At 70.9% G+C, this 25,838-nt stretch carries 28 protein-coding genes; 12 read left to right on the top strand and 16 right to left on the bottom strand.

The features are described 5' to 3' along the window. Positions 1–54 precede the first annotated feature (54 nt). The gene (locus tag ACVTJA_RS11705) at positions 55–1,221 is read right to left on the bottom strand and encodes an epoxide hydrolase family protein (protein ID WP_465836440.1); all 1,167 of its coding nucleotides are present in this window, start codon (positions 1,219–1,221) and stop codon (positions 55–57) included. Positions 1,222–1,300: 79 nt separating this feature from the next. Between ACVTJA_RS11705 and ACVTJA_RS11700 the strand changes: the two genes are divergently transcribed. Continuing rightward, positions 1,301–1,942 carry a helix-turn-helix transcriptional regulator gene (locus ACVTJA_RS11700; protein ID WP_465840365.1) on the top strand — a complete coding sequence of 214 codons (642 nt, stop codon included), beginning with the start codon at positions 1,301–1,303 and terminating at the stop codon, positions 1,940–1,942. A gap of 8 nt (positions 1,943–1,950) precedes the next feature. On the opposite strand, the gene ACVTJA_RS11695 is transcribed toward ACVTJA_RS11700, so the two are convergent. Next, positions 1,951–2,715 carry a TetR/AcrR family transcriptional regulator gene (locus ACVTJA_RS11695; protein ID WP_465836439.1) on the bottom strand — a complete coding sequence of 255 codons (765 nt, stop codon included), beginning with the start codon at positions 2,713–2,715 and terminating at the stop codon, positions 1,951–1,953. Positions 2,716–2,786: 71 nt separating this feature from the next. Between ACVTJA_RS11695 and ACVTJA_RS11690 the strand changes: the two genes are divergently transcribed. From ACVTJA_RS11690 to ACVTJA_RS11670, 5 genes are all read left to right on the top strand, one after another. Beyond that, the gene (locus ACVTJA_RS11690) at positions 2,787–3,623 is read left to right on the top strand and encodes an SDR family NAD(P)-dependent oxidoreductase (RefSeq protein ID WP_465836438.1); all 837 of its coding nucleotides are present in this window, start codon (positions 2,787–2,789) and stop codon (positions 3,621–3,623) included. 54 nt (positions 3,624–3,677) lie between these two features. After that, positions 3,678–4,307 (top strand): TetR/AcrR family transcriptional regulator, encoded by a 630-nt coding sequence (locus tag ACVTJA_RS11685; protein WP_465836437.1) that lies wholly within the window; start codon positions 3,678–3,680, stop codon positions 4,305–4,307. A 102-nt stretch (positions 4,308–4,409) separates the two neighbouring features. Next, the gene (locus ACVTJA_RS11680) at positions 4,410–5,255 is read left to right on the top strand and encodes an SDR family oxidoreductase (RefSeq protein ID WP_465836436.1); all 846 of its coding nucleotides are present in this window, start codon (positions 4,410–4,412) and stop codon (positions 5,253–5,255) included. Positions 5,256–5,378: 123 nt separating this feature from the next. Further along, positions 5,379–5,687 (top strand): hypothetical protein, encoded by a 309-nt coding sequence (locus ACVTJA_RS11675; protein WP_465836435.1) that lies wholly within the window; start codon positions 5,379–5,381, stop codon positions 5,685–5,687. A gap of 49 nt (positions 5,688–5,736) precedes the next feature. Next, a complete protein-coding gene (locus ACVTJA_RS11670) occupies positions 5,737–6,483 on the top strand; it encodes a DKNYY domain-containing protein (RefSeq protein ID WP_465836434.1) in 747 nt (248 codons plus the stop codon). 190 nt (positions 6,484–6,673) lie between these two features. Here ACVTJA_RS11670 and ACVTJA_RS11665 read toward each other — a convergent pair whose 3' ends face one another. After that, complete coding sequence (locus ACVTJA_RS11665; RefSeq protein WP_465836433.1) at positions 6,674–7,714, bottom strand: alpha/beta fold hydrolase; 1,041 nt, start codon at positions 7,712–7,714, stop codon at positions 6,674–6,676. A 106-nt stretch (positions 7,715–7,820) separates the two neighbouring features. On the opposite strand from ACVTJA_RS11665, the gene ACVTJA_RS11660 reads away from it, so the two are divergent. Next, entirely contained in the window at positions 7,821–8,690 is an 870-nt protein-coding gene (locus ACVTJA_RS11660) for a LysR family transcriptional regulator (RefSeq protein ID WP_465836432.1), read from the top strand. A 97-nt stretch (positions 8,691–8,787) separates the two neighbouring features. Here ACVTJA_RS11660 and ACVTJA_RS11655 read toward each other — a convergent pair whose 3' ends face one another. From ACVTJA_RS11655 to ACVTJA_RS11645, 3 genes are all read right to left on the bottom strand, one after another. Further along, complete coding sequence (locus ACVTJA_RS11655) at positions 8,788–10,467, bottom strand: hypothetical protein (protein WP_465836431.1); 1,680 nt, start codon at positions 10,465–10,467, stop codon at positions 8,788–8,790. A 69-nt stretch (positions 10,468–10,536) separates the two neighbouring features. Beyond that, a complete protein-coding gene (locus tag ACVTJA_RS11650) occupies positions 10,537–10,719 on the bottom strand; it encodes a hypothetical protein (protein ID WP_465836430.1) in 183 nt (60 codons plus the stop codon). Positions 10,720–10,796: 77 nt separating this feature from the next. Next, entirely contained in the window at positions 10,797–11,003 is a 207-nt protein-coding gene (locus ACVTJA_RS11645; protein ID WP_465836429.1) for a cold-shock protein, read from the bottom strand. 381 nt (positions 11,004–11,384) lie between these two features. Between ACVTJA_RS11645 and ACVTJA_RS11640 the strand changes: the two genes are divergently transcribed. Beyond that, complete coding sequence (locus ACVTJA_RS11640; protein WP_465836428.1) at positions 11,385–11,774, top strand: VOC family protein; 390 nt, start codon at positions 11,385–11,387, stop codon at positions 11,772–11,774. On the opposite strand, the gene ACVTJA_RS11635 is transcribed toward ACVTJA_RS11640, so the two are convergent. Further along, positions 11,696–12,007 carry a TetR/AcrR family transcriptional regulator gene (locus ACVTJA_RS11635; protein ID WP_465836427.1) on the bottom strand — a complete coding sequence of 104 codons (312 nt, stop codon included), beginning with the start codon at positions 12,005–12,007 and terminating at the stop codon, positions 11,696–11,698. The two genes, ACVTJA_RS11640 and ACVTJA_RS11635, sit on opposite strands and share 79 nt — an antisense overlap. A gap of 203 nt (positions 12,008–12,210) precedes the next feature. Here ACVTJA_RS11635 and pdxR point away from each other — a divergent pair, with 203 nt between their 5' ends. Together pdxR and ACVTJA_RS11625 are read left to right on the top strand one after the other, a co-directional pair. Next, positions 12,211–13,683, top strand: a complete 1,473-nt coding sequence (pdxR, locus tag ACVTJA_RS11630; protein ID WP_465836426.1) for a MocR-like pyridoxine biosynthesis transcription factor PdxR — start codon at positions 12,211–12,213, stop codon at positions 13,681–13,683. 136 nt (positions 13,684–13,819) lie between these two features. Further along, positions 13,820–14,278, top strand: a complete 459-nt coding sequence (locus ACVTJA_RS11625) for a carboxymuconolactone decarboxylase family protein (RefSeq protein ID WP_465836425.1) — start codon at positions 13,820–13,822, stop codon at positions 14,276–14,278. Positions 14,279–14,319: 41 nt separating this feature from the next. Here the strand turns inward: ACVTJA_RS11625 and ACVTJA_RS11620 are convergent, their stop codons facing one another. From ACVTJA_RS11620 to ACVTJA_RS11610, 3 genes are all read right to left on the bottom strand, one after another. After that, positions 14,320–14,964: a hypothetical protein gene (locus tag ACVTJA_RS11620; protein WP_465836424.1), complete on the bottom strand. Its 645-nt coding sequence runs from the start codon at positions 14,962–14,964 to the stop codon at positions 14,320–14,322. Positions 14,965–15,120: 156 nt separating this feature from the next. Beyond that, positions 15,121–16,005: a pirin family protein gene (locus ACVTJA_RS11615; RefSeq protein WP_465836423.1), complete on the bottom strand. Its 885-nt coding sequence runs from the start codon at positions 16,003–16,005 to the stop codon at positions 15,121–15,123. A gap of 52 nt (positions 16,006–16,057) precedes the next feature. Next, positions 16,058–17,449 carry a metallopeptidase TldD-related protein gene (locus ACVTJA_RS11610; protein WP_465836422.1) on the bottom strand — a complete coding sequence of 464 codons (1,392 nt, stop codon included), beginning with the start codon at positions 17,447–17,449 and terminating at the stop codon, positions 16,058–16,060. 145 nt (positions 17,450–17,594) lie between these two features. On the opposite strand from ACVTJA_RS11610, the gene ACVTJA_RS11605 reads away from it, so the two are divergent. Beyond that, positions 17,595–18,875 carry a TldD/PmbA family protein gene (locus ACVTJA_RS11605; RefSeq protein WP_465836421.1) on the top strand — a complete coding sequence of 427 codons (1,281 nt, stop codon included), beginning with the start codon at positions 17,595–17,597 and terminating at the stop codon, positions 18,873–18,875. Positions 18,876–18,894: 19 nt separating this feature from the next. Here ACVTJA_RS11605 and ACVTJA_RS11600 read toward each other — a convergent pair whose 3' ends face one another. The 5 genes from ACVTJA_RS11600 to ACVTJA_RS11580 form a co-directional block, all read right to left on the bottom strand. Continuing rightward, a complete protein-coding gene (locus ACVTJA_RS11600) occupies positions 18,895–19,983 on the bottom strand; it encodes a hypothetical protein (protein ID WP_465836420.1) in 1,089 nt (362 codons plus the stop codon). A gap of 25 nt (positions 19,984–20,008) precedes the next feature. Further along, positions 20,009–21,904: a hypothetical protein gene (locus ACVTJA_RS11595; protein WP_465836419.1), complete on the bottom strand. Its 1,896-nt coding sequence runs from the start codon at positions 21,902–21,904 to the stop codon at positions 20,009–20,011. Positions 21,905–22,010: 106 nt separating this feature from the next. Beyond that, complete coding sequence (locus ACVTJA_RS11590) at positions 22,011–22,961, bottom strand: c-type cytochrome (RefSeq protein WP_465836418.1); 951 nt, start codon at positions 22,959–22,961, stop codon at positions 22,011–22,013. A gap of 38 nt (positions 22,962–22,999) precedes the next feature. Further along, positions 23,000–23,998, bottom strand: coding sequence for a Rieske 2Fe-2S domain-containing protein (locus ACVTJA_RS11585; RefSeq protein ID WP_465836416.1), 999 nt, complete (start codon positions 23,996–23,998; stop codon positions 23,000–23,002). Positions 23,999–24,016: 18 nt separating this feature from the next. Further along, a complete protein-coding gene (locus ACVTJA_RS11580) occupies positions 24,017–24,199 on the bottom strand; it encodes a Xan family putative trans-acting RiPP leader peptide (RefSeq protein ID WP_465836415.1) in 183 nt (60 codons plus the stop codon). Between the two features lie 134 nt (positions 24,200–24,333). Here ACVTJA_RS11580 and ACVTJA_RS11575 point away from each other — a divergent pair, with 134 nt between their 5' ends. Beyond that, entirely contained in the window at positions 24,334–25,527 is a 1,194-nt protein-coding gene (locus ACVTJA_RS11575; RefSeq protein WP_465836413.1) for a cupin-like domain-containing protein, read from the top strand. On the opposite strand, the gene ACVTJA_RS11570 is transcribed toward ACVTJA_RS11575, so the two are convergent. Continuing rightward, on the bottom strand, positions 25,491–25,829 hold the full coding sequence (locus ACVTJA_RS11570; RefSeq protein ID WP_465836411.1) for a hypothetical protein: 339 nt from the start codon (positions 25,827–25,829) through the stop codon (positions 25,491–25,493). The genes ACVTJA_RS11575 and ACVTJA_RS11570 overlap by 37 nt on opposite strands. Positions 25,830–25,838: the final 9 nt, after the last annotated feature.

Here is a 25,838-nt window from a genome sequence, read left to right as displayed (position 1 = left end):
GGGAAGGGCCCCGCTGTCGCGCCGCCCTGCGTCGGCGCCACGGCGGGCCTCGCGTCAACGGAACCGGCGGAAGAACGTCCGCACGTCGCCGAGCAGCAACCCCGGTACCTCCAGGTTCGCGAAGTGGCCGCCCCGGTCGAACTCCGTCCACTGGACGATGTTCGTGTTGTCACGCTCCGCGAAGCGGCGGATGGACAGGAAGTCGTTCGGGAAGACGGCCACGCCGGTGGGCGTGGAGGACGGCGTCGTGGGAGCCCAGGCCCCCTCCCGCGTGGTGTCTTGGTAGATGCGCGCGGAGGAGCCAGCCGTGCCCGTCAGCCAGTACAGCATCACGTTGGTGAGGATGTGGTCCGGGCTCACCGCGCCCTCGCAGTCCCCGAAGCCGGCGAACAGCTCCAGGTTCCACGCGAGCTGCCCCACCGGCGAGTCGGTGAGCGCGTAGGCCAGCGTCTGCGGCCGGGTGCCCTGCAGCTTCGAGTAGGCGGACTGCTCCGACTCGAAGCGGCCCAGCCGGCCGAGGCGGGCCTTGTCGTCGCCGGTGAGGGCCGCGAGCTCCGCCGGGTCACCGGAGGGGAAGGAGAAGGCCTGGAGCACGTGGACGCCGACGACGTGCTCGGCGTCGATGATGCCCAGCTCACGCGACACCATGGAGCCGAAGTCCCCACCGTGCGCGCCGTAGCGCGAGTAGCCCAGCCGCCGCATCAGCTCCGCGAAGGCGCGAGCAACGCGCTTCAGGCCCCACCCTCCCTCAGGGGTAGGACCGGAGAAGCCGAACCCCGGAATGGACGGGCACACCACGTGGAAGGCGTCCGCCGGGTTGCCGCCATACTCGCGAGGGTGGGTGAGCGGCCGGATGAGCTCCACGAACTCCGCGACGGAGCCCGGCCAGCCGTGGGTGAGGAGCAGCGGCATCGCCCCGGGCTCGGGCGAGCGCAGGTGCAGGAAGTGGACGTTGGCGCCGTCGATGATGGTGGTGAACTGCGGGATGGCGTTGAGGCGCGCCTCCTGCTTGCGCCAATCGTACCCATCCGCCCAGTACGCGGCCAGCTTCTTCAGGAACCCGAGCGGCACGCCCTGGCTCCAGCCCGCCCCCGGCGCCGCGTCCGGCCAGCGGGTGCGGGCCAGACGGGCCTTCAGGTCGTCCAGGTCGGCCTGCGGGACGTCGATGAGGAAGGGGTAGATGGTGGTGTCGGCCGGCGGCGCGGCGGTGGCGGTGTCCATGACGTTCTCCCTCGTGCGGCGTTGGATGAGCGTCATATTGAGGCGGGGCAATGACAGTGGTATGTCAGGTTTCCTCGCCATGCAGCGGACCGAGCGACTCTTCGCCCTCGCCGAATACCTCCGGGGTCGCCGGACGGGAGTCACCGCGGAGACGCTCGCGGAGCGCTTCGGCGTCACCGTGCGGACCATCTACCGGGATTTGGACGCGCTGCGCGCCGCGGCCATGCCGGTGGCCGCCGAGCGCGGACGCGGGGGCGGCTACGCGCTGGACCGGAGCTACAGCCTGCCGCCGGTGAACTTCACCGCGCGCGAGGCGGCGCTCATCGTTGCGCTGGGGCGCTTCGCCATCGACATGCGGCTGATGCCCTTCAGCGACACGTTGGAGTCCGCGCTCGACAAGGTGCGCGCCGCGCTGTCCACGTCCGCTCAGCGCGAGCTGCTGACACGGCTGAAGGAGTTGTCATTCCTCGGGGTGCCGGCGCTTCCGGCGAAGAAGGCCGTGCGCGAGGCCATCGAGCGGGCCTGGTTCGAGCAGCAGCCGGTCCGCATCACCTACGTGGACAGCAACTACCTGGAGACGACGCGCGACGTGCGCATCATGTCCGTCATCATGGACCGGCACGAGACGCGCATCGACGCCGTGGAGCTGGACAAGGACGAGCGCCGGCCGTTCCGGTTGGACCGCATCACCCACGCAGAGGTGCTGCGCACGGCGCCGTGACGGGTGGGCTATCGCTTCCCGGCTGAGCGCGCCTTACGGGCCACATCATGGCGCGAGGGCTTCCGCGCCTCGGAGGGGCGCGCCTTGCGGGCGGCGACAGTGCGCAATGGAGTCGTCCGCGCCGGTGGCCGCCCGCCGCGCCTCACCACTTCACGCTCGGGCCGGAGGTAGCCGAGAACCAGCGCGCACAACTCGTCCACGTAGGACTCGCGGGTGAGGTAATCGGGGCGGCTCGACAACGCCACGTGGGTGAGGGACTCCACGGTGTTGAAGATGATGAAGGCGGCCATGTCCAGGTCCCGCGGCCGCACCTCGCGGGCGTGGGGCTGCAGGAAGTCGCGCACCAGCCGCAGCATGCGAACGGCATAGGGGTCCACCTGCTGGAGTTGCCGCATCCTGGGAAGCTGCTCCACCAACACCTGATGCAGCCGGGGGTTCTCGGCCTTCTTCGCGAGCACCTGCCGGATGAGCAACCGGAGCGCCTCCCGCAGCGTCGCGCCGGACAGGCGGGCCATGCCCTCCTCCAAATCCGTGAGCCCCTCCGCCCGGTAGCGCTCCATCACCGCCATCACCAGCGCCTCCTTGCTGGAGAAGTACTGGTACACCGAGCCCACGCTCACGCCCGCCACGCGCGCGACGTTGTTGGTGCTCGCGGCGTCGTACCCGTCTCTGACGAGAATCTGAGCAGTAGCCGTGATGATGACGTCACACGTCGCCTGCGCGCGGGACTGGCGGGGCCTTCTCCGAGGGGCGAGCGGGGCGGTGGACTTCATGGAGGGCTCCTTCCAAAACGTGAGCGGTAGGCGAGTTGAGAACGTGAGTCCGCGCTCACATTCTTTAGCACATGACCCCTTCGAAACTCCTCCTCTCCCGGGGCCACCGCGCCCTCGTCACCGGCGCCTCGGGCGGCATCGGTGAGTCCTTCGCCCGATTGCTCGCCGCGCGTGGCATGGACCTCATCCTCGTGGCGCGCTCGGAGGACAAGCTCCGCGCGCTGGCCGCCGAGCTGTCCAAGGCCCACGGTATCCGCGCGGAGGTGCTGGCCACGGACCTGAGCCGGACGGATGCCCCGCGCCAGCTCCATGCCGCGTGCGAGGCGCGAGGGCTGCCGGTGGACCTGCTCATCAACAACGCGGGCTTCGGCTCGTATGGCCCCTTCGACTCCCATCCCTTCGAGCGGGAGCACGAGCAGGTGATGCTCAACGTCACCGCCCTGGTGGACCTCACCCGCCTCTTCCTGCCCGCGATGCTGGCGCGCGGAGCCGGTGGCGTCATCAACGTCGCCTCCACCGCCGGCTTCCATCCCGTGCCGTACATGGCCGTGTACGCGGCAACCAAGGCCTTCGTCCTCTCCTTCACCGAGTCCCTCTGGGCGGAGACGCGCGAGCGCGGCGTCCGGGTGGTGGCCCTGAACCCCGGTCCCGTGGAGACGGGCTTCTTCGACGCGGTGGGCACGCGCGACGTGGCCGTGGGGACCATGGCCACGCCGGAGGGCGTCGCGGCGGCGGGCCTGCGCGCCCTGGAGCAGGGCCGCGTCTCCGTCATGCCGGGCTGGCGCAACCGCGTCCAGACCGCCCTGCCCCGCCTCTTCCCCCGAGGCTTCACCGTCCGCCTCATCGCGCGGGTGATGAAGCCCCGGACGCCCGCGCTGCCCCCGGGCGCAGCCTCCGCCCGCGGTTGAAGTTGCAGGGCCCCGGGCGCCCCATTAGGATATTGACCAGTCAATAACCCAATCATGGCCCGGCCCGTCACCATCCAGGACGAAGACATTCTCGAGGCCGCGCGCGAGGTGTTCCTCGAGCGCGGCATGCGGGCGACGAGCCTGGAAATCGCCGAGCGCGCCCGCGTCTCGCCGGGCATCCTCTTCAAGCGCTTCAAGACGAAGGAGGCGCTCTTCCGCGCGGCGATGACGCCACGGGGAGACGCCGAGCGCCTGCTCCCCATCGACCTCGGCGCGCGAGTGGGCAAGGGGAGCGTCGAGGACACGCTCGTGGAGTTGGGCACGCACCTGCTGGAGCAGTTCTCCAGCTTCACGCCCACGACGATGATGGCCTGGAGCAACCGCCAGGACGCGGAGACGGGCTCGGGCGCGCATCAACCCATCGCCAGTGCCACGGAACGCGCGTCGAAGCGGGTCCGCGAGGTGGCCGACTACCTCGCCGCCGAGGCCCGGTTGGGCCGCACCCGCGCGGGTGACTTCGACATCGTCGCGCAGACCTTCATCGGCGCCCTGTGGCACCACAACTTCCTGCAGGTGATGCACGACAAGGCGCGCAAGCAGCCCGCCGCGCAGCAGGCGTACGTGCGCGGCGTCGTGCAGGCCCTCTGGGTGGGACTCGCGCCCGCTCGCCCTTCCCGCCGTTGAGTCACGACACGTCATCGGCACGCGCCGCTTCTTCACGCCTAATTAATGAATGACCAATCAATTACTCGATTCAAACGCGGTACCCACGGCAAGGAGCGAGAGATGATCCTCATCACCGGAGCGACGGGAAACATCGGCAGCGAGTTGGTGCAGCAGTTGTCGGCACAGGGGGCGCCGCTGCGCATCGTCACGCGCGACGAGCGGAAGGTGGCTCACCTGGATGCGCGCATCGAGCGCGTCATCGGCAACCTGAGTGAGCGCGACACCGTGCAGCGCGCGGTGCGCGGCGTGGAGCGGTTGTTCATGGTGACGCTGCTGACGGGCGAGGGGGACACGGCGGACCCGATGCTCATCGAGGAGGCGAAACGAGCCGGCGTGCGGCACGTGGTGAAGGTGTCGTCGCTGGGCACGGCGGGGAAGAGCCGCATGGGGCAGATGCACCGGGAGAAGGAGCAACTCATCGAGGCGTCGGGCATGGGGTGGACGTTCCTGCGCCCGGGCTCGTTCATGTCCAACGCGCTCCAGTGGGCCGGTCCCATCCGCGCGCAGGGGAAGGTCTTCACTCCGACGGCGGATGGGAAGGTGGCTCCTATCGACCCGAAGGACATCGCCGCCGTCGCGGCCGTGGCACTCACCTCCTCCGGACATGAGGGACGGGTTTACGAGCTGACCGGACCGGAGCTGCTGAGCTCGCATGACCAGGCGCGAATCCTCTCGGGCGTCCTCGGCCGGACCATCCAGTGCGTGGACGTGCCCGTCACCGTGGCGGGAGAGAACGTTCGCAAGTCTGGCGCGCCCGAGTGGATGGTGGAGGGGCTGATGGAATTGTGGACCGCCATCCGCAGTGGCAACGGGGGCATCCTGAAGGACGGTGTGCAGCACGTCACCGGCCGCCCGGCGCGCAGCTTCGAGCAGTGGTGCCAGGAGCACCGGGGAGCGTACTCCTGAGTCGCGCGGTACTTCCGCGCTGACTCGCCCCTTCCAGATTGCTGCAAGACCTCGATATCGCCCTTGCGCCTATTATCGTACGAGCCGGCTCACAGGAGCTGCTCTCGAACGAGGTATTACCGGATGGAGCTCAAGGGAGATGGGTGGAGCGGACACTTCGGAGGCGAGACGCCTGTGGAGGGTTCGGGCGAAGTCGATGGGCAGCCGTTCTACTTCTATGCTCGCTGGGACGCATGGACGCTCTCTGTTGCGTCCCCAGGCACGGAGCCTGTGCTTGTCGATCTCGAGCAGGTTGCAGGCTGGCGCCATGAAGAGAAGTGGCTCGATGGCACATTCGACGCCGGCTACATGAGCATGAAGGACGTGAAGAAGTGCATGGAACGAGCTGTCGCTCTCTTCCGCAGCCAACGCCCACCCTCTCCATCCACGTGATGACGCCTCGTGAAAACGAGGCCACCCACTCCGTCTTCACCAGCGCAGGGTGACCGCAGTGGTAGAACAACTTGCAACCCGGGAGCGGCATGCGTTCCATGACTTCTTCACGCGGGAAGCACTGCCGACGCGGGACCACGCGAGTCATCACGCGCTGGCTCCGGCTCAAGCCAGGTTCGACGTCATGAGTCTCACCAAAATCGTGTTGCTCTCCCTGGGCGCGGTGGTCCTGCTGGGAGTTGTCGTCCTCTTCATCTCAGGGGGCTTTCTCGCCCTCCTCTTCAAGAACAGCTACGAGAGCAAGAACGGCAAGGTCCTCTACCACGTGGCGGGAATCGGTCTGTCCGAGGTCGCTGGTGCCGATGCCGAGACGTTTCGGGAGATGCGGGCTGGGAATCACGGCTTCGGTGAAGACAGGCACGGTATCTACTTCCATACGCAAAGGCTGCCCGGGGTGGACCGGGACAGCTTCGTCATCCTGTCCGAGGCTTCGTACTGGTCGAAGGACAAGAACACGGTGTTCTACGGCGCCGACATCCTGCCCGAGGTGGACGCCTCGCGGTTCCGGCTGCTCAGCCCCTATTACGGGACGGACGGCAAGTCCGTGTACAGCGTTGGTCGGCGTATCGCAGGGGCTGACCCTGAAACGTTCGAGCTGGTCGGCAAGGACGGGACGATGGCCAAGGACAAGAACGCCTGGTACCGCCTGGAAGAGCGCGGCCACATGAAGAACGGCACCTTCGTCAGTGACGAAGAGGCGGCCGAGGACGCGGCCAGTGACTCTCAGGCCCCGTGAGAGCCCGCCCCACCGCGTCGATGAGTCCAGCATCCAGGACCCGCGGCGGACGGGCACGGGCCACCGGGTCGGCGGGCCCTCAACATGGGCTTGAAGGCCTCGCGGTTCTCCCACGCAAGGAACAGCGTGATGCCGAGCATGAGGAAGCCCATGGCCAGGAACTGCGGCGCGTAGAAGCGGGCAGTCCAGGTCAGACGCGGGAGATGCTGCGCAGGAAGCCGCGCACGTGGGCGGCGATGACCTCGCCGTGGTCCTCCAGCGCGAAGTGGCCGCTGTCGACGAGGTGCACCTCCGCGTTCGGCACGTCCTGCTTGAAGGCCAGCGCACCCTCGGGCGCGAAGCCGGGGTCGTTCTTCCCCCACACCGCGAGCAGCGGCGGCTGGTGCTTGCGCAGTGACGCCTGCCACTCGGGGTACGCCGCGACGTTGGTTCGGTAGTCGTAGAAGAGGTCCAGCTGCACGTCGGCCATGCCCGGCCGCTCCAGCAGCAACTGGTCCAGCAGCATCGCGTCCGGGTTGATGCGGCTGATGTCGCGGATGCCCGTGGTGTGCTCCATCTTCCGGAACTCGCGCGTGAAGATGCCGCGCACCGCCGCCTCCGCCGCCGCGTCGTTCCGGTTCGCCCACAGCGCCCGGATGGGTGCCCACAGCGGCGTCAGCCCCTGCTCGTACGCATTGCCGTTCTGCGTGACGATGCCGGTGATGCGCTCCGGGTGCCGCGTCGCGAGCCGGAAGCCCACCGGCGCGCCGTAGTCCTGGACGTACAGCGCATACCGCTCCAGCCCGAGCCGCACCGTCAGCGCGTCCACCACGTCTGTGATGGCCTCGAACGTGTACGGCCACTCACCGCGGAGCGGCGCCGAGCTGTGCCCGAAGCCCGGGTAGTCCGGCGCGACGACGTGGAACTCGTCCTTCAGCGCGTCCATCAGCTCGCGGTACATGAACGACGAGCTCGGGAACCCGTGCAGCAGCAGGAGCGTGGGCGCGGACGGGTCTCCCGCCTCGCGCACGAAGATGGACAGGCCGTTGACGTCCACGGTGCGGTAGCGGAAGCCCTTCGCGTCGGACGCGGGCTGGGAGCCGCCCACCGGTGAAGAAGGCGAGCCGCCGCTGGCCTGGCTCACGGTGCCGCACGCGGAGAGCGCCGCGGCCCCCAGCGCGGCGCCTCCGCTCGCGAGGACCTGACGCCGGGAGACCACTTCGGAAGAGGAAGGAAGCGCAGGAGTCGTCATGGCCCTTCTTGTACGGCCCGGCCCCCTTTCCCGGTAGACCGACACGGGGCATGACACTGTGGACACGGATGTCATAAATGCGTCCCCCATGGAGACCCTCACCACCATGGCCACGTTCGTCCGCGTGGCGGAGACGCGGAACTTCACCAGGGCGGCGCGGCAGCTCCGCACCACGGCCTCGGCGGTGAGCAAGAGCGTGGCGCGGCTGGAGCAGCGGCTCGGCGTGAAGCTGCTCGACAGGACGACCCGCCGCGTGTCGCTCACGCAGGAAGGGACGCTCTACTACCAGCGCTGCGTGCGCATCCTCACCGAGGTGAGCGACGCGGAGGCCGAGGTCTCTCAAAGCCTCATGAAGCCGCGCGGCCGCCTGCGCGTGACGGTGCCGCCCATCATCGGCCTGCGCGTGCTGGTGCCCCAGCTCCGGCGCTTCCGCGAGCGATATCCCGACGTGCAGCTGGAGCTGGAATTGGATGACCAGCTCGTGGACCTCGCTGGAGGTTCCTACGACTGCGCCCTTCGCATGGGCGAGCCTTCCGACTCGCGCCTCAAGGCCCGGCGGCTCGCGCCCATCCGCTACGTGCTCTGCGCCTCACCGGACTACCTGCGCAAGCGCGGCACGCCCCGCGCGCCCGCGCAGCTCTCGGAGCATGACTGCATCCACTTCCGCTTCCCCTCCACCGGGCGCCTGGAACCATGGGCGCTCCCGGCGGAGGGCGGGGACTCGGCGGTGCACGTGCCCCAGACGCTCGTCTTCAACCACCCGGAGGCGGTGCAGCTCGCGGCCATGGAGGGCATGGGCATCACCCACCTGCCCGAGCTCGTCGTGGCCCCCGCGCTCGCGTCAGGACAGCTCGTGGCCGTCCTGCGCGAGCACGTGGGGGAGCGCGGGGCGTACTGGCTGCTCTGGCCGCCGGGGCGCGAGCGGCTGCCCAAGCTGCGGGCCTTCATCGACTTCATCGGCCCGCTGTTCCGGTAACGCCGGACCCGGTGGAGGGGCGAGACGTTGCCGCCCCTCCGGCTTTCGCGGCGGCGCCTCGAGCATCGCCGCTCAGGTCAACCGGGCTTCGGGCTGGCTACGGCTGGGGCGGCGCCAGGTCCGGCAGCATGGGCACGCGTCGCGCGCCGGGGCCGTTGGGCGTGGCCGCGCTGTTGTTCGTCACCCGCCGCAGCAGCGCGCGCAGCTTCGCCGCGTCCTTGCGGAGGTTGTTCGCGAAGGCCGACGGCGCGGCGGGCTCCACGTAGAAGGTCACCGCGCCCCACGTCGCGTCCGTCACGTAGGCGCCGTAGTCCTGCAGCGCCTGCGCCACCATCTTCCCCTCCGCCGTCAGCCCCTGCGCGTTGATGTCCACGGACGGCGGAATGGCGAAGTACGAGCCCATGGGGATGTGGCCCTTGTAGTTCGACTCGCTGCCCCAGTCCTGCTCGGTGGCGGGCCAGACGTAGCCCTTCGCGGTGCCGTAGCCCTTGGAGTCGTAACCGCTGGACCCGCCGCTGTAGTAGAGCATCGAGCGGTCCACGGCGAGGGCGAGCGCGTGCTGAATCTTCCCCGTGTACTTCGGGTGCGTGGGCGTCGTCTCCCACGCGCGGATGAGGCCCCCCACCGCGGCGCCGCCATATGCGCGCACGCCGTTCTGCGGCCCCAGGCCACTGCCGTAGAGGTCGATTTTGTGGTGGCGCCCCACGGTGTACGACGTGGTGGACACGCGCGTGGTGGCCCAGGCCTCGTCGATGTACGTCCGCCAGGGGTTGATGATGTGCATGTGCTTGTCACCACCATTGGCGATGGTGGCGGTGGCAGGCACGTTGTAGGCGCTGCTGCGCGCCGAGTCGTTGAGGTCCGCCACCGTCGCCCACGGGTCCGTGCCGGCCGCGAGGCTGATGGGATGCGAGTACTCGTTCCAGTTGGCCCAGCCGGTGACGGTCCTGTTGTCGAACCAGGTGGCGAGGAAGTCCTTCGTCGCCGGGTCCGTGGTGTCCGCGTACGTCGCGCCCTGGCCGATGGGCAGGTTCCACACCGAGCTCGACTGGAACGGCTGCAGCGTGGCGTCACGCGTCCCCTGCGTGTAGACCTTGAACTCGTCGAAGCGCGCGAGGTTGTCCTGGCTCGCGAGCAGGCCGACGCGGGTGGCGTACTGGTGGCTGGAGTCGTTGACGCCGCCCTTGTGCACGCCGTTGATGTACACGTCGATGCGGGTGCCGGACGCGCGCACCTCGAGCACGTCCCCCGCGACGGGCGCCTGCGCAATCTGCAGCGGGAAGTACTGCGTGCCGCTCACGTACTTCGTGAGGAAGTACTTGCCCGCGCCCAGGTCCGTCGCCAGCTTCCAGCAGTTACCGCGGTCGATGTGGCGGAAGGTGAGGCCGGAGAACTCGCCCAGCGCGGCCAGCGTCACCATCACCCGGACGTCGGAGGTGCCGGGCACCGTGGCGTAGTGGTCCCACCAAGTGCCGTCGTCCTTGGAGAGGTAGGCGCGGCCCGACATGATGCCCCAGGCGCTGCCCCAGTAGGGATTCGGGGTCCACGCGTGGAAGCCCTGCTCCAGGCTGTACAGGCGGGAGTCGTGGTTGGCCCGGGTGAAGGAGTCATACAGGTTGGCGTCCGAGGCGGCCTGCGCCCCGGTGGCCAACGGCGCCTCCTGCGTGTCACCCGGTTCCGCGTCACCACACGCCGTCCCCAGCGACAGCACCGGGAACAGCAGCGAAAGGAGCGCGGGCCGGGTGGCCCGCGAGAAGCAGCGTGCAATGGTGTTCATCTCGTCTCCTTGTACGCGCCTGGCTAACTAAGCGCGTTTTTCAAGGATATCGAGATTGCAACTCAGTACTCAATACTCCACCGGCGGCTGCGGGCCGGGGACGATGTCGGCGATGTCGGGGTCGACGTCACCGGGCTGGCGGGTCGGACGCTCGGCCTTGACCTTCTTGCGCTCCTCGCGCTTGGCGTCCTTCTCCTGCTGGTGCTGCTTGCGGGCCTGTTCCTTCTGGCGCTTGGTGGATCTTCCTTGCATTGAGCCTCCCTCACGGAAAACAAAAGCCCGGCCTCACCATGAGGAAGCCGGGCCAACGGATGCTGGAGCCGACGCTCTCAGCTGACGACGCGGACGTTCTCGGCCTGAAGTCCCTTGGGGCCCTTCTTGACCTCGAACTCCACCTTCTGGCCCTCGGCCAGGGTTCTGAACCCATCCGATTGGATGGCGGTGTGGTGGCAGAACACGTCAGGGCCGCCATTGTCCTGGGCGATGAAGCCGAAGCCCTTCGAGTCGTTGAACCACTTCACGGTTCCAGTCGCCATGTGCTTCTTCCTTCTGCTCGCGGCTCCGGGGGCCGCCGCCACCGGTCCCGACGTGATTGGAGCAGCCTCTAACCTGTCGGGGGACCAAAGTCGAATGTGTAAGGCCCCGAATATCCGCCGGTTGTCAGCCGTGAAGAGAAACGACCAGAGAAACGGAAGAATTCCGGCCCCTTGCCTCCCAGGGAGGCGCCTCACGGTGATGTCAAGGTAATGCGCCGGGGGCCGTTCCGCTCGTTTCCGGCACGCCAGGCCGGCGGATTATCCGCGAGCCGACAAGGGGGGGCCGGCGGTGCGCGGAGCCCTCACCCGCCCGGCTGCTTCCGTGTATCCGGGAGGCCCCGCACGGAGGGCCGCCCGCCCTCCGTCCTTCGTGGAGGAGACATGCACCGCAGCCGGCTGAGCACCTTCGTACTGGATTGCAAGGTGGAGGACGTGGACGCCGCCGCGCGCTTCTGGAGCCAGGCGCTGGGCCGCCCCGTCCAACCCGTGGACGAGACGAGCCCGAAGTACCGTGAGCTGAAGACGGAGGTGGACGAGCCGATGCTGCTGGTGCAGCAGGTGACCCACCCCAGCCGCATCCACCTGGACATCGAGGCGGACGACGTCGAGGCGGAGGTGAAGCGGCTGGAGGCGCTTGGCGCGAAGCGGGTGGAGCTCATCCGGACGTGGTGGGTGATGGAGGCGCCCACCGGTCAACGCTTCTGCGTCGTGCGGCCCCAGCGGGGAACGCTCGACGGGCGGGCCAATGTGTGGGACGGCGAGGGCCGCTGAAGCACCCGCCGGTCCTCCAGCGCCTGGAGCAGCCCCCGCTTGCCCCCGAAGTGGTAGCGCAGCGCGCCCGGCCCCACGAAGGCGCGCCGCGCGACGGCCTCGACGGTGAGTGCCTCGGGGCCCTGCTCCCGGACCAGCCCGGCCGCCGCCTTGAGCAGCCTGTCGCGCGTTCCCTCCTCGTTCTTCATGCGCACCGGCGCGACGATGAGGTCGAACCAAGGCAGCCCGAACATGCTTTCCTCCCCCTGCGCACGAGGCGGGCCCGTCCCGCCTCTCCCCGGATACCCGCCAGGGCGGGTACTCCTGGACTCATGCCTACGACGGAGACGGTGCCCGCTTTCTACCGTTAATCCCAGTGATGGTTGGTGATGCCCGACATCACCGAGGTGAATCAGCCGTGACGTCGAAGCAGAGAGTCCGGAAGCGGCCGCCCGTCATGGCCGCCACGTCCCTGGTGCTGGACGCGTCCACGGGGGCGCCGCTGCACGAGCAGCTCGCGGAGGCGCTGCGGGTGGCCATCCTCGCGGAGCGGCTGGCGCCGGGCACGCGGCTGTTGTCCACGCGCGCGCTGGCGGAGCAGCTCGACGTGGCGCGCAACACGGTGCTCAACGCGTACGCGCGGCTCCTGTCGGAGGGCTACCTCGTCGGACAGACGGGCTCGGGGACGTACGTGGCGCGCGAGCTGCCGGAGCGGCTCTTGTCCGTGCGCCGCGTCGCGGCTCGGGAGCCGGTGAAGCGCGCGGACGCGCCGAGGCTGTCGAAGCGCGGCGCCGCGGTGGCCGCGGGATTGGGGGTGGAGAGCCCCTCGGCCGGAATGGGGCCCGGACGCATGGCCTTCCGCCCGGGCCTTCCGGCGCTGGACGCCTTCCCGAGCGAGCTGTGGGGCCGGCTGCTGCACAACCGCTGGCGGCGCTCGTGGCATGACCTGATGTCCCACTTCCATGCCGCGGGGCACCCGCCGCTGCGCCGCGCCGTCGCGGACTACCTCGCCACCGCGCGCGGCGTGCGCTGCGTCCCGGAGCAGGTGCTCATCGTCAACGGTACGCAGCAGGCGCTGAGCCTGGTGGCGCAGGTGCTGCTGGACCCCGGTGACTCCGTGTGGGTGGAGGACCCGGGCTACGTGCCCGCGCATGGCGTCTTCGCCGCCGCGGGGGCCGTGCGCGTGCCGGTGCCGGTGGACGCGGAGGGGCTGGACGTGGCGACGGGACAGCGGCTGTGCCCGGACGCGCGGCTGGCCGTCGTCACGCCGGCGCACCAGTTCCCCACCGGCGTGGTGATGAGCGAGCGGCGGCGCAAGGCGCTCCTGGCGTGGGCGGCGAGCTCGGACGCGTGGGTGCTGGAGGACGACTACGACAGCGAGTTCCGCTACGAGGGGCGGCCGCTGCCGGCGCTGCAGGGGCTCGCGCCGGACGCGCGCGTCCTCTACACGGGGACGTTCAGCAAGGTGCTGTCTCCTGCGCTGCGGCTGGGCTACCTCGTGGTGCCCGAGTCCCTGGTGGACGCCTTCAGCGCCGCGCGCGGCACCTTCGACCGGCACTCGCCCGTGCTCGAGCAGGCCGTGCTCGCGGACTTCATCACCCAGGGCCACTTCAGCCGCCACGTGCGGCGCATGCGCGTGCTGTACGCGGCGCGGCAGGAGGCGCTCGTCGAGGCCGCCCGGCGCGAGCTGCGGGGGCTGCTGGACGTCCAGCCGCTGCACACGGGCATGCACCTGGTGGGCTGGCTCCCCGAGGGCGTGGAGGACCGCGCCGCGTCAACGCGCGCCGAGCGGGCGGGGCTCGTGGCGTACCCGCTCTCCGACTTCCGGATGCGGAGCCAGGGGCGCGGGGGGCTGCTGCTCGGCTACGCCTGTGTGCCGGAAGTGGAGCTGGCCGAGGCCGTGCCCCGGCTCGCGCGCGCCCTACGCTGAAGGGGCGCAAGTGGCCCCATGACCTGGCGTCCAAGTGGCTCTCGTCCGGCGTGGAGCCCGCCGTTACATCGGCCCCATGAACGCCGGGGGGCACACCGCCCGGCCACACGGGAGGACGAACATGGATGCACAGCGGATGAACCCAGGGAAGGTCGCTCCGGGCGCGTACCAGGCGATGATGGGGCTGGAGCGGTACCTGCACGAGTGCGGCCTGGAGGCGAACCTCCTGCACCTGCTCAAGCTGCGCGCGTCGCAGGTGAATGGCTGCGCGTACTGCATCGACATGCACTGGAAGGACCTGCGCGCCGCCGGTGAGTCGGAGCAGCGGCTCTACGGGCTGGATGCGTGGGAGGAGAGCCCGTACTACACGGAGCGCGAGCGCGCGGCGCTGCGCTGGACGGAGTCGGTGACGCTCCTGACGGAAGGGCACGTGCCGCAGAGCGTGTACGAGCAGGTGAAGCCGCACTTCTCCGAGAAGGAGCTGGCGGACCTCACCCTCGCCGTGGCCACCATCAACGCGTGGAACCGCCTGGCCATCGCCTCGCGGACGACGCCGGGCACGTACAAGGCTCCGGCGCCGAAGCAGGAGCGCTGAAGCCCCAGGTGCCCGTGAGGCCGGCGCGGCGGCGCTGAGCCTCAGGTGCCAGGAGGCGTGCGCGGCAGCTCGGTGCCGAAGAGCACCTGGAGCAGGTCCATCAACCCGGGCCACGCCTCCGCGCCGAGCCACAGCCCTTCCGCGCTGTGCTCGGCGTTCACGGCCAGCGAGGTGTTGTCGAAGAGCTTCGCTGGCAGCGGTCCCTCCGCGGGCAGCTTCCCCTCAATCTGGAGCACATTGCCGTCCCAGCGGATGCCCGGCGGCAGGAGCCGCTCCGCCACCGCGCGCAGCGCCGCCTGTCCGGCGCCCGCGCGCAGCACGCCCATCACCAGCGACGAGGCCGTGCGCGACTCCTCCAGCTCCACCACGCCTGGCGTGTGCAGCCACACCCGGTAGCGACCGGAGGCCAGCTCCACGCGCTCCAGCGTCGCGTGCACGCGCAGCTTCCAGCCCTGCACGGAGAGGCGCACGTCGTAGACGTCGGACTTCGCGGTCCACTCGCGCAGCTCCAGGTGCTTCACCTTGCGCAGGAGCTGGCGCACCACCGCCTCCACGCGCGGGTGTGACAGGCGCAGCCGCTTGCGCCCCACGTCCACCGCCACGTCCTCACCGAGCGCCGTGGGCAGACGCTTCGCCCATTCGCGCGCGCCCTCCATCAGCTTCGCCGCCAGTGATTGACCTGACATTCCGCGTCCTCCGTGGTCGCGTCCCGAGCCGTGTGCCCTGCCTGGAGTGCGGGGCCTCGCTCGACACGCGGGCCCCAGCATGCACCGGATTGCGTCCATCCGCGCTAGCCCGGCCGTCGGGTGGGCAGGAGAAGGACAGAGGCTCCGTCCGCGCCCTCAGGGCACGAGCGACGGGAAGCGGCCAGCCTCCCAGTCCGCGTAGCGCGCCCGGCCCTCGGCCACGCTCTCCACCACGAAGTTCCACCAGATGACCAGCGGCTCCGGCAGCGGCGTGCCGCCGAGGACGAGCAGCCTCGCGCCCGCTTCCGAGGCCAGCGTCAGCGACGGAGCCCCGTCCTCCAGGTGCGCGAGCACGCCCCGGCCCACGGCCCTCCCGCCCACCGACACCTCGCCGTCCGCCACGTACAGCGCGAGCGCGTGCGTCGCGTCCACGGGCAGCGACACGCGCGCCCCCGCCGATAGCTCCACGTCCAGGTACGTGAGCGAGGAGAACGTCACCACCGGCGACTGTGCGTCCCCCAGCCAGCCGGCGATGACTCGCACCCGCGCGCCATCCCGCTCCACCAAGGGCAGCCGCCCGGCGGGGACGTGCGCGAAGGAAGGCTCGGTCTGCCGGTCTTCGCGCGGCAGGGCCACCCACGTCTGCACGCCGTGCAGCGGCGGTGCGTCCGGGCCCGTGTGCACCTCCTCCGCGTGGACGATGCCGCGCCCCGCGGTCATCCAATTCACATCGCCCGGATGGATGTCCTGCACCGTCCCCAACGAGTCCTGGTGACGGATGGCGCCGGAGAAGAGGTACGTCACCGTCTGCAGGCCCGCGTGCGGGTGCGCGGGCACGTCCATCGCCGCGCGCACGGCAGGCGACGGGCCGAAGTGGTCACAGAAGACGAAGGGGCCCACACGGCGCAGCTCCACCCGGGGCAGGGCGCGCATGACGCGGGTGTCTCCCACGAGCTCCGTGGACTTCGCGGGCCACAGGGCCTTCACTTCACGCTCGCGCGGGAGCGCGTGGGGACCGCCACTCAAGGACTCGATGCGCATGCGCCCATCTTCCACCGTCCGGGCCTGAAACGGGAAACCGCCCACCTGTCGCTCACCGAGCGAGCAGGGCCGGGAAGACGAGCGTCGGAGTGCCGCACCCGTCCGCGGCGGGGAAGAAGCAGAGGTCCGCTCCCACGCCAATGAGCGCGCGCAGCGTCTCCACCACGGGCAGGTCCAGCTCCACCGGGCCCACGCGCCGCACACGCCGGCCGGCGTGCAGCTCCCAGCCCGCCGCCACCAGGGAAACGAGGCCCGGGTGCGGCATCGTGGTGAAGGTCTCCACGCGCGCCACCAGCTCCGTGCACCGCTCCGGGAGCGCGTCGCCGCGCGGCACCACGAAGAGGTTCAGCGCGGACGGCGAGGGCGCCCCGAGGCCAGCCCGGAGGCCGCGCCCGTTGGGCGTCACTCCGAGCCGTGCCGCCGTGGACGCCGAGTGCAGGAAGTCCTGGAGCCGCCCCTCGTGCACGAGTCGCAGTGCACGTGCGGGCAGGCCCTCGTCGTCCAGGTGGCGGCGGCGCGTGCCGCCGGAGTGGAGCGGGTCGTCCTCCACGCTCAGCACCGAGGGGAAGAGCTTGCGCCCCAGGGCTCTTGCGAGCGCCGGTGTGGACGCCGCCACGTCGCCGCGCAGGAGCCATCCCAGCCCCGCCACCAGCGGCGCGGCCACCGCGGGGCGCAACACCAGGGGCAGCGCCGGGTCCACCGCCTCCGCCGGCCCCTCCAGCGCCGCGAAGGCCTCCGCCAGCCGCGACCGGAGAGGCTCGAGCGTGTCCGCGTCTTCCTCGCGAGGAAGCACGGCCGCGTCCACCACCGCGCCGCGCGCCGTCTCGCAGCGGACGAAGAGTGTCTCCCGTCGCTCCACCTCGCCGCCGAGCGCGCCGGCACGCGCCAGCGCCGTCCACGCGTGGGCCTGGCCCACCACCACCGCCTGCACGACGGCGCCGTGAGGCACCACCGTCCGCACCGCGCGCTCCGCCCACCTCCGAGCGCGCTCCGGAGAAACCACCGGAAGCGCTGACGGTGGCAGGGGGGCTCCCGTGGCGGGGGCCTCGGGAAGTCGCCCCGGTCCAGACGCGGCGCGGAAGGCCTCCTCGCGCAGGGAGCCCAGCGCTTCCACCATTCCGAAGGGCCGCGCCGTTCCGGACGAGGCCCGCGGCGCATCCTCCCACTGGGGACTCAGCGCGTCCCCTGCACCGAGAGGCCGCGCGGCGACTCCCAGCGCTCCGCCCTCCACCTCCACTCTCGCCACCGCGCCCACGGACTCGCCCCGGCTCAGGGTGAAGCGGCCGGTCCCCGCCTCGTACTCGAGGCTCAGCTGGCGCTCCGCCAGGAGGAAGAGCTCCGTGCCCTCCCCCGCCGCCGCGCGGGCCGCGTCCAGCAGCGCGCCCAGCTCCGCGCCCGCGCAGGTCGTCTCGTTCGTCTCGGGAATCTCCGGCTCCGTGCTCACCGTGGGGACTCCATCATGCCCCACCCGCGTGTTCAGGGCTGGCGCTTCGGCCCGCGGCCCCCGGCTCCGCTCCACCCGGGTGGGTGGTAAGAAGGCGCGGGGCCGCGAAGCCGCGCGGCGCATCCGGATGACGAGGAGCCCTCACGTGGTGGACTGGTTCGTGGAGCGGCGCGAGGTGAGCGAGGCCGTCCACGTGCGCTCGGGGCTTCGCGTGAAGCCCTCGCTGTGCGAGCGCGGCTGGTCCACCGGAGCGACGGTGCCCGGAGGCGAGGAGTGGCGCTGGACGGAGCTGGCGGGCCGCTCGCCGCCGCCCGGTGCCCTGCCGCGCGAGCTGGACGCGCGGTGCCAGGAGCTCCTCTCCCCCACAGCGCTGCTTCCTCCCCTGGGCGAAGTGACGGAGGACGTCGTGCGCCGCCTGGTGGAGACGGCCCGCGCCGCCGGGGCCGCGCACCTGGACGTCCTGCTGCGCGAGGCGGAGCGGCGCACGCTCTTCGCCAACGAGGACCGCCAGGTGGAGGGGCGCCAGCGCTACGCCCTCCTCGAGGTGAAGGCCTTCCACACCGCTGGCGGCGTCACCACGGACGCCTGGCGCTGCACCGCCTGGCCGGACACGCACCACCTGCATGCGGCCCTGCCCCGGCTGGTGGCCGACGTGGAGACGCTGGTGCGCGAGCTGCGCGACGCCACCCCCGCGGTGCCCTGCCCCCGAGGCTCCATTCCGGTGGTGTTCCCTCCCGGCGCCGCGTCCGCCTGCTTCTTCCACGAGGTGTGCGGGCACCCGCTGGAGGGGGACGTCGTCGCGCGCGGTGGCTCGTACCTCGCGAGGCGGCGGGGCCAGCGAGTGGCGGGAGAGCACGTCTCCCTGTCGGACGACCCCACGGACGGCGCGGACTCCTGCGCCTACCCCTGGGACGACGAGGGCCACGCCGCCACCTCCGTGCCGCTGCTGCGCAACGGCGTCGTCGGCACGCCGCTCCTGGACTCGCGCAGTGCCGCCGCGCTGGGCCTTCCGCCCAACGGCCATGGCCGCCGCGTCAGCTACCGGCACCCGCCCCTGCCGCGCATGGGGCACACCCGCCTGGAGCCGCACCAGGGCCACCTGGAGGCCCTGGTGGCGGAGCTCCCCCACGGGCTGATGGTGCAGCACCTCACCCCACGGCAGATGGACCTGCTGTCGGGCGACTTCAGCTTCTACGTGGTGGAGGCGCGGGAGATTCGCGACGGCCGGCTGGGGCCCCGCGTGGGCCCCGGCATCCTCCGGGGCAATGGCCTGGAGGCGCTGGCCGCCATCGACGCGGTGGGCGCGGACGCGCGCAACCTCTTCGCGACGCGCGGCTGCCGGAAGCTGGACCACGGACCGCTGCCCGTGTCCTTCGGGCAGCCCACCGTGCGCTTCCGTCAGCTCCACGTGGAGCCCTGGCGCTAGAACGCCCGGGCTCCGCGCCTCAGCGGCACATCCAGCCGAAGTCCGGCTCCGGCTCCGGCTCGTTGTCCGGGTCGGTGGGGAGGTCCTCCGCGTACCTGGCGAGCCGGCGGATGAAGCCCACCCTTCCCGGCTCCAGGCTCAGGGTGACGGACGTGATGCGCCAGGGGCGGATGGCGGTGGGGTCCTGCTCCTCGGGTGGGGTGGTGACGCGGTCCACGAAGCGCACCGTCACCGGGCTCGAGGTGTTCGGCGGCAGGACGAGGGCGAAGTACCCCAGCGGGCTCACCGGGTCCGGCGACGCGTAGTAGCCCATGGACGACGCGCCCGGAACCGCTCCCGGCGGCGCCCAGTCGATGGCATAGAGCGTGCCCGCCGACGCCTCCGCGGCGATGTCGTCCGCGGGGATGTTGACCAGGTCGAACGCGAAGCTGGGGGCGTGCACCCACAGCAGCGCGACGCCGCCCGTCTTCGACGGGTCCAGCAGGTCCGCCGGCGTGGTGGGGGTGCCCATCTCCGTGAGCAGGTTGGCCACCGCGCCCACCGCCCCGCCGTCTCCCACCACTCCCACCAGCTGCGCGAGGCACGAGGACGCGCCGCCCGTCTTCAAGGGCACCAGCGTCGACGTGGGGAAATGGGTCGCCTGGGGAATGGGCTCGTAGCCATCATCGGGGGAGTACTCCTCCGGGTCCCCGCCGAGGGTGAGGCCCCCCACCGGCGGAGTCACCACCACCCGGTAGTCGTCCTCCTCGCCCACCGGCACTCCCCGCACCTGCCAGGCGCCGTTGGGGGCCACCGGACCGCTCTGGTCCGCGCGGAGGCCGTTGCGCTCCAGGTCCACCCGGGCGCCCACGGCCGCCGAGCGCATGAGGTACGACGTCCCCTCGAAGAGGAACGGAGGGTCGGGCTCGGGGCCCACGGGCGGCTCCGGCGCGGTGGCGAGAGCGAAGAAGTACGCCTCCGGGTCGAAGGCGACGCCCGCCACCGTGGTGAGCGACTCGGGCAGCTCCGTGTAGTGGTTGGCGGGCGGCGTCTGGGTGGGGGCGTCGCTCCCGGAACAGCCGACGAGCGAGGCCAGCGCGATGCTGGAGATGGTGGCGGATGCCCTCATGGCGGTCCTCATGGCTCTCTCCGACTCACTCGGCCGGCAGGATGTGCAACGTGGGAGGCGTCTCGGCGTGGCACGCGTTGGCGCAGTTGCCGTAGGCGTTGGGCGTGTTCTGCATCACCTCGAAGTTGAGGTCGAAGTACTCCGTGCCGTGGGACTTCACGTGGCAGCCGTCGCAGGCCATCAGGCTGGGACGCAGGGCGCTCTCGCGCGTCAGGTGGCACAGGGTGCAGTCCGCCCGGTTCTGCGCGTACTTGCGCGAGCGGGCGTGGATGCGGTGGACGATGTCGGAGACCTGCCCGACGGCCTGCTCGAAGTGGCACGTCTTGCACAGCTCCACATGGTCCACGGACAGGCCGTGGTGCACGTTGGAGAGCGAGTTGGGCCCGTTGTGGCACAGCTGGCAGTTGCCGATGCGGTTCGGGTACGTGGTGGGCTGCTCCTGGCCCACCTGGAAGAAGAAGGGGTCCATCCGGCTGAGCCGCTCGCCCATGAAGTTGCGGTGGCCCTTGAGGATGATGGCGTAGGTGCCGGGCTTCGCGTCCTCGGGCAGGGTGACGGCATAGCGCGCCGGAGGGTGGGCAGCCGCGTAGCCGGGGAGGGCGTCGGGCATTCCGGGCTCGACGATGTAGCGGGGCTCGCTCGTCGCCGGATAGGAGAAGTACGGCAGCTGGTAGGTGCCATTGGCGATGCGCAGCTCCTGCAGCGGACCCACCACCTTGAAGCCGGACTCCGTGCTGCTCGCGTCCCGGAAGGAGACGAGCATGTAGTCGGTGAAGTACGCGAACCCGTTGGACTGGTCGCTCTGGTACTCGTCGAAGGAGGGCAGCAGGTCGCGCGAGTGGAGGCCATGGCCGTCGCCGTCACGCATCGACAGCATGAAGTCCACCGTCTCGCCGGGCTGGAAGTAGCGGCGGTTCTCCGGAGGGCGGATGCGCACGGCCTGCTCCAGGCCGAAGCCGCAGGGGACGACCTCCTCCGTGGCCAGCCCGTCGGGCCCCAGCTTGTAGCAGGTGGCCGGGCGCTCCTTCTCCGGGACGAACGTCACCGGGAAGTAGAAGGGGCTGCCGGGCATGAGGCTCCAGGTGACGCGGATGGCGCCGTCACCGGTGAGGTTCGGCATGGCGAAGGACTTGAACGGGTTGGTGGCGTTGGCGAAGGAGACCTTCACCACCGTCGCGTACTGGAAGTCGCCGCCCTCGGGCTGTGGCACCGGGTCATTGGGGAAGCGGGGGCGCTCCAGCCGGTCTACCTCCCACGACACACGGGTGCGGCCGGTGGTGGCGTTCTCCGCGAGGAAGTCGTGGCGCAGATAGGTCTGCGATGCGCGGACGTTGCCGTCCGTGTCCAGCACCTCGAGGAGGAAGCTGTCGTCGTCGGAGGTCATCCACGCCGCGTTCTCGTAGAAGATCTCCCGCATGAAGTTGCCGCCGCCGCGGTCTCTCCAGTGCTCCTCGCCCACCGTCAGGCCGCTCCAGTCCAGCGCCTTGAAGCGCGACTGCTTGCGCATCCACGTCGCGGGAGCCTGCCGGTCGTTGAAGTCCACGTGCACGTTGAACACGGTGTCCACCAGCGACAGCTCGCGCAGGAAGTAGAGCGTGCCCGGGGTGATGTTCTGCCGCGCCGCGGGCGCCACGGCCGGTCCCAGGGGGATGCCGGAGTTCAACCGCGCGCACGACGCCGGATAGGCGCCCTCCGGCAGGTTGACGCTGCCGCGTGCCACGGGCTCGCCGTTGGGGAGGATGGCGCAGCCGTTGAAGGCCAGCAGGCTGAGGGAGATGGCGCCGGACGCGGAGCTCGCGTACGGGTCGAACGCCGTCGCGCCGCGCCCGCGGGTTCCTTCCGCATCGGAGGTCTTCAGGAGGTCGCAGCCCGAGGCAAGCACCCAGAGGGGCAGGAGGAGCAGCGTGAGCAGCTTTTTCATGGGGGGCACATCCTCTGCGGCTCCCCCGGGGTGAGGGGAGGCGGCAAGGGGGCGAAGCCTGCGAGCGCGCAGTCTAGCGGCAGGCTCCGTGGGAGACCAGGAACCGTCATGGAGCCGCACGGGCAGTGGTGGGGGCCGCTGCGGGCACGGTCCGCAGGTAGCGGTAGAGGGCGCGCAGGTCGTCGTCTGTCATTCCGGCGAAGAAGCCCCAGGGCATGACGAGCTTGTTGACGCGGCCGGGGCCGCTGGGCGCGGGGGCCGCGTCGCGGAAGGCGGTGAAGCGGGCGACGAAGGCGTCCTCGTCCAGCGCGTGGAGTCCCCGCGCGTGCGGCGTCAGGTTGGAGACGACCTCGGGCCCGTAGGGGGTGGCCATGGGCCGTCCTCCGGCGAAGGGCGTGCCGGCCTCGTCCATCCCCGCGTGACAGGCGGTGCACTGGGCGATCTGCGCGAGGTAGCGGCCCCGGGAGACGGCGTCCGCCGCGGGCTGAGGCACGGGGCCCGGCAGCGGCGAGGCGAGGCCCGCCAGTTCCTTCATCATCTCTTCGGGAAGCTCCGTGCGCGGCACCGCGCGCGGGGACGGGGGCACCGTGCGCAGCCAGGCGATGACGGCCCGCGCGTCCTCGTCCGACAGCTCGCGATACGAGAGGTAGGGCATCATCGGCACCAGCGTCCGCCCGTCGCGGCCGAAGCCCTCGCGCAGGGCGCGCAGGAGCTCGGCGTCGCTCCAGCGGCCCACGCCGTGCTCGGGGTCGGAGGTGAGGTTGGGGGCGCAGACGCGGCCCGGCAGATCCCAGTCCTCGCCCATGCAGGCGCCGGAGAGCGGCGTCCCGGTGACCGGCCCGCCGTAGCGCGTCCAGTCGCGCTCGGTGTGGCAGGCGCCGCAGGCCAGCACGCGCTCTACGAGATAGCGCCCGCGCTCGAGGCGCGCGGAGGCCGCCGCGTCGACGGCGGGCGGCTTCGCCGGGGCGGCAGCGGCCGGCGCGGGCGGGGGCGCCTCTTCCTTGCGCGACTTGCACGCGCACAGCGCCACCAGCAGGGCGAGGGGGATGGACCTCATCAACACGTCATGCCTCCCGGAGCGCGGCCCCGGCACGTTCATTCCGCAAGGGGGCCGTCCGGAGGGCGGCCCTCGCGGATGGCGATCACGCCCCGGCGGTATTCAATGGGCAGCCGGTCCGCCTTTGTGAGGACCTCGCCGGAGAAGTCCGTCGGGTGGGCCCGGGGCCGGACGCCTTCGAGGACGCGGCGGTCCTGCTCGAGGATGGCCTGCTCGCTCTTCACGAACATGTCCGGGAAGTGGCCGCGCAGCCGCGGGTGGTACGACGAGAAGTAGAAGCACTCCATCTTCTCCTCGGAGCGCGGCGAGGCGATGGCGTACACCGTGTGGACGTAGAAGAGCGTGGGCTTGAACGACAGGCGCACGGCGAAGGGCCACGTCACGTCATAGGTGAGCGTGGTGCGGTCCACCCGGGGCGGGGCTCCGCCAATGGACGGCGAGAGCGCGGGGTAGATGATCTGCGAGCGCAGCCCACCCGGGCGCCGCTCCACGTCATAGGCGGGCACCTCCTGCTGATCCGGGTTGCCGAAGGTGCCCTGGTGCACCCAGGACAGGTGCGCCACGTCGAGGACCACCTCCACCATGCGGCCCGCGGCCACGTCCCAGTCGAGCCGGGGCAGCTCCACGGTGGCGACGCTGCCGTCCTCCAACTCGGGCCACTCGGGCAGCGGCGCCGCGGGTGTGGCCGACAGGCACACCCAGACGAGGCCGTAGCGCTCCGTGGCCTGGAACGACGCGAGCACCGCGCCCGCAGGCGCCGGCACGCCCGGCTGGGACGGCACCCGCACGCAGCGGCCGTCCCGGCCGTACGTCCAGCCGTGGAAGGCGCAGCGCAGGCCCTCGGGGGTGGGCTGCCCGTCGCGTAGATCCGCGCCGCGGTGCGCGCAGTAGCGCTGGGTCGCCGCGACGCCGGAGCCCGTGCGCCACACCACCAGGTCGGTGTCGAGCAGACGCGCGGCCAGAGGGCGCTCACCCAGCTCCCGTGAGAAGGCCACCGGGTGCCAGTACGGGGCGAAGGCTTCGTTATAGGGGCGCACGGTGGCGGACGGACGGGCTCACGCCAGGGCGAGCGGGGCGATCTTGCTCTCGATTTCCTCGAGGAGGAAGTCGATCTCCTCGATCTCATCGAGCTTCTCCGGGGCCGCGGCAACCTCGGTGGCGGAGGCCACGGGCTGCTCGGTGGACGGAGAGACGGCGGACGCGTGAGCGACCTGCGGGAGAGCTTCTTCCGACGCCATGCGTGGCTCCAAGGGGTGGGAGGGAGATCATGCTGGCGTGCCCCGCGAGCGCGTGTCAACTCACGGATTGGGAAATCTCGCGGAGTGAGAAATTCCGGTGCCCCTGGCTCTGGAGCACCTGCTAGCATGAGGCCATGCCTCTGCCTCCGCTGCCCTTCGACGCGCGTCCCGTGCGCCGGCTGCACCGGCCCGAGCCCGAAGCGTTCTGGGAGCTCGCCCACAGCGAGCCCGTGCTCCTCACCGGCTGCATGGAGGACTGGGCGCTGTTGAAGGAATTGCACGCGCGGGCGGGCCACGAGGAGAAGCTGGCCCTGCTGGGCTCGCTGCTCGGCGCGCAGTTGGTGTGCTTCGAGACGCTGCCGCGCCAGCGCCGGGGCCACTACCACTTCGCCGACGACCTCCAGGGGCTGACCTTCACCGAGTCCACGGAGGACGTCCCGTTCGCCCGGTTCTCCGAGCGGATGTCGAGAAGCCTGAGCGGCGCGTCCGACGAGTACGTGTACCTGCAGTCGCACCTGATCAAGAAGGGCACGCCGCTGCACGGGATGCTCGGGCCGCGGGTGCTGCCGTACCTGTCGGAGGAACAGGTGCGGCCCCTGATGTGGGTGGGCTCCGACGGGCAGGTGGTCAACCTGCACTACGACGACTTCCTGAACTTCATCTGCATGCTCGAGGGCACCAAGCGGGTGACGCTGTTCTCGCCGGACCTGATGCCCTTCATGTACCACGCGCCCTTCGACCGGATGATCAAGCAGGCCCAGGCCAGCCACGTGCGGCTGCTGGAGCTGGACCGGGCGCGGTTCCCCCTCTTCGAGCACGCGCTGCGCGAGGCACGGGTCGCCGTGGTCGAGCCGGGCGAGGTCCTCTACATCCCGCCCATGTGGTGGCATCACGTGGAGTCCTTCGGATTCAACGTGATGGTCAACAACTGGGTGCTGGGGGCGTCGTTCGAGCAGTTGGGGGAGATGGGCGAGAACGTGACGCGGGGCATCCGCCACTTCTTCGGCGCCACCGCCGAGCAGCGGGCCCGGGCCTGGCGGCTCTACGAGCGGACCGTCTTCGCCCCGGCCCCGGTGGACGCGCAGGGCCCGGATGCGGAGTCGGGGGAGACGCCCGAGCAGGCGGAGCACCGGACCCAGACGCGGGGCTTCGTCGCGAGGGTGCCGGACTTCCTGCGCCGGCAGCTCGCCCGCTACTACAGCCACTTCGTCTTCCATGCCTCGGGAGACCCCATCCCGTCCCAGCCCGGGGCCTTCGCCGCGATGGTGGAGCGCAACGCCCAGGGCACGAACTACTTCGCGCGGGAAGAGCTCCCGCCCACGAACTGAACGGCTTCTCCTCGCGGCCCCCTGCCCCCGATGCCCTCCTCCTCCGCTGTCGCCGTGCTGCTCCTGCTCTGGGCCGGCACCGCCATGGCCGCGCTGGAGCCTCCTCCCTCCACGCCCGACACGGAGCCGCCGGCCCGCCACCGGTCCACCAGGCCATCGAAGACGTCCAAGAAGACGTCGAAGACGCCCAAGAAGACGTCCAAGGTCCGGCGCACGTCCCCGTCCCCTTCCGCTTCCAGGACGAAGATGCGGCGCACCCCGAAGCCGTCCCCGCCGGCTTCGGAGACGGAGACCGCGCTCACACCGGAGGA

Source organism: Pyxidicoccus sp. M6 (assembly GCF_055568925.1).
The sequence above is the reverse complement of the archived record's forward strand: the minus strand, read 5'-3'. Positions and strand labels throughout refer to the sequence as shown.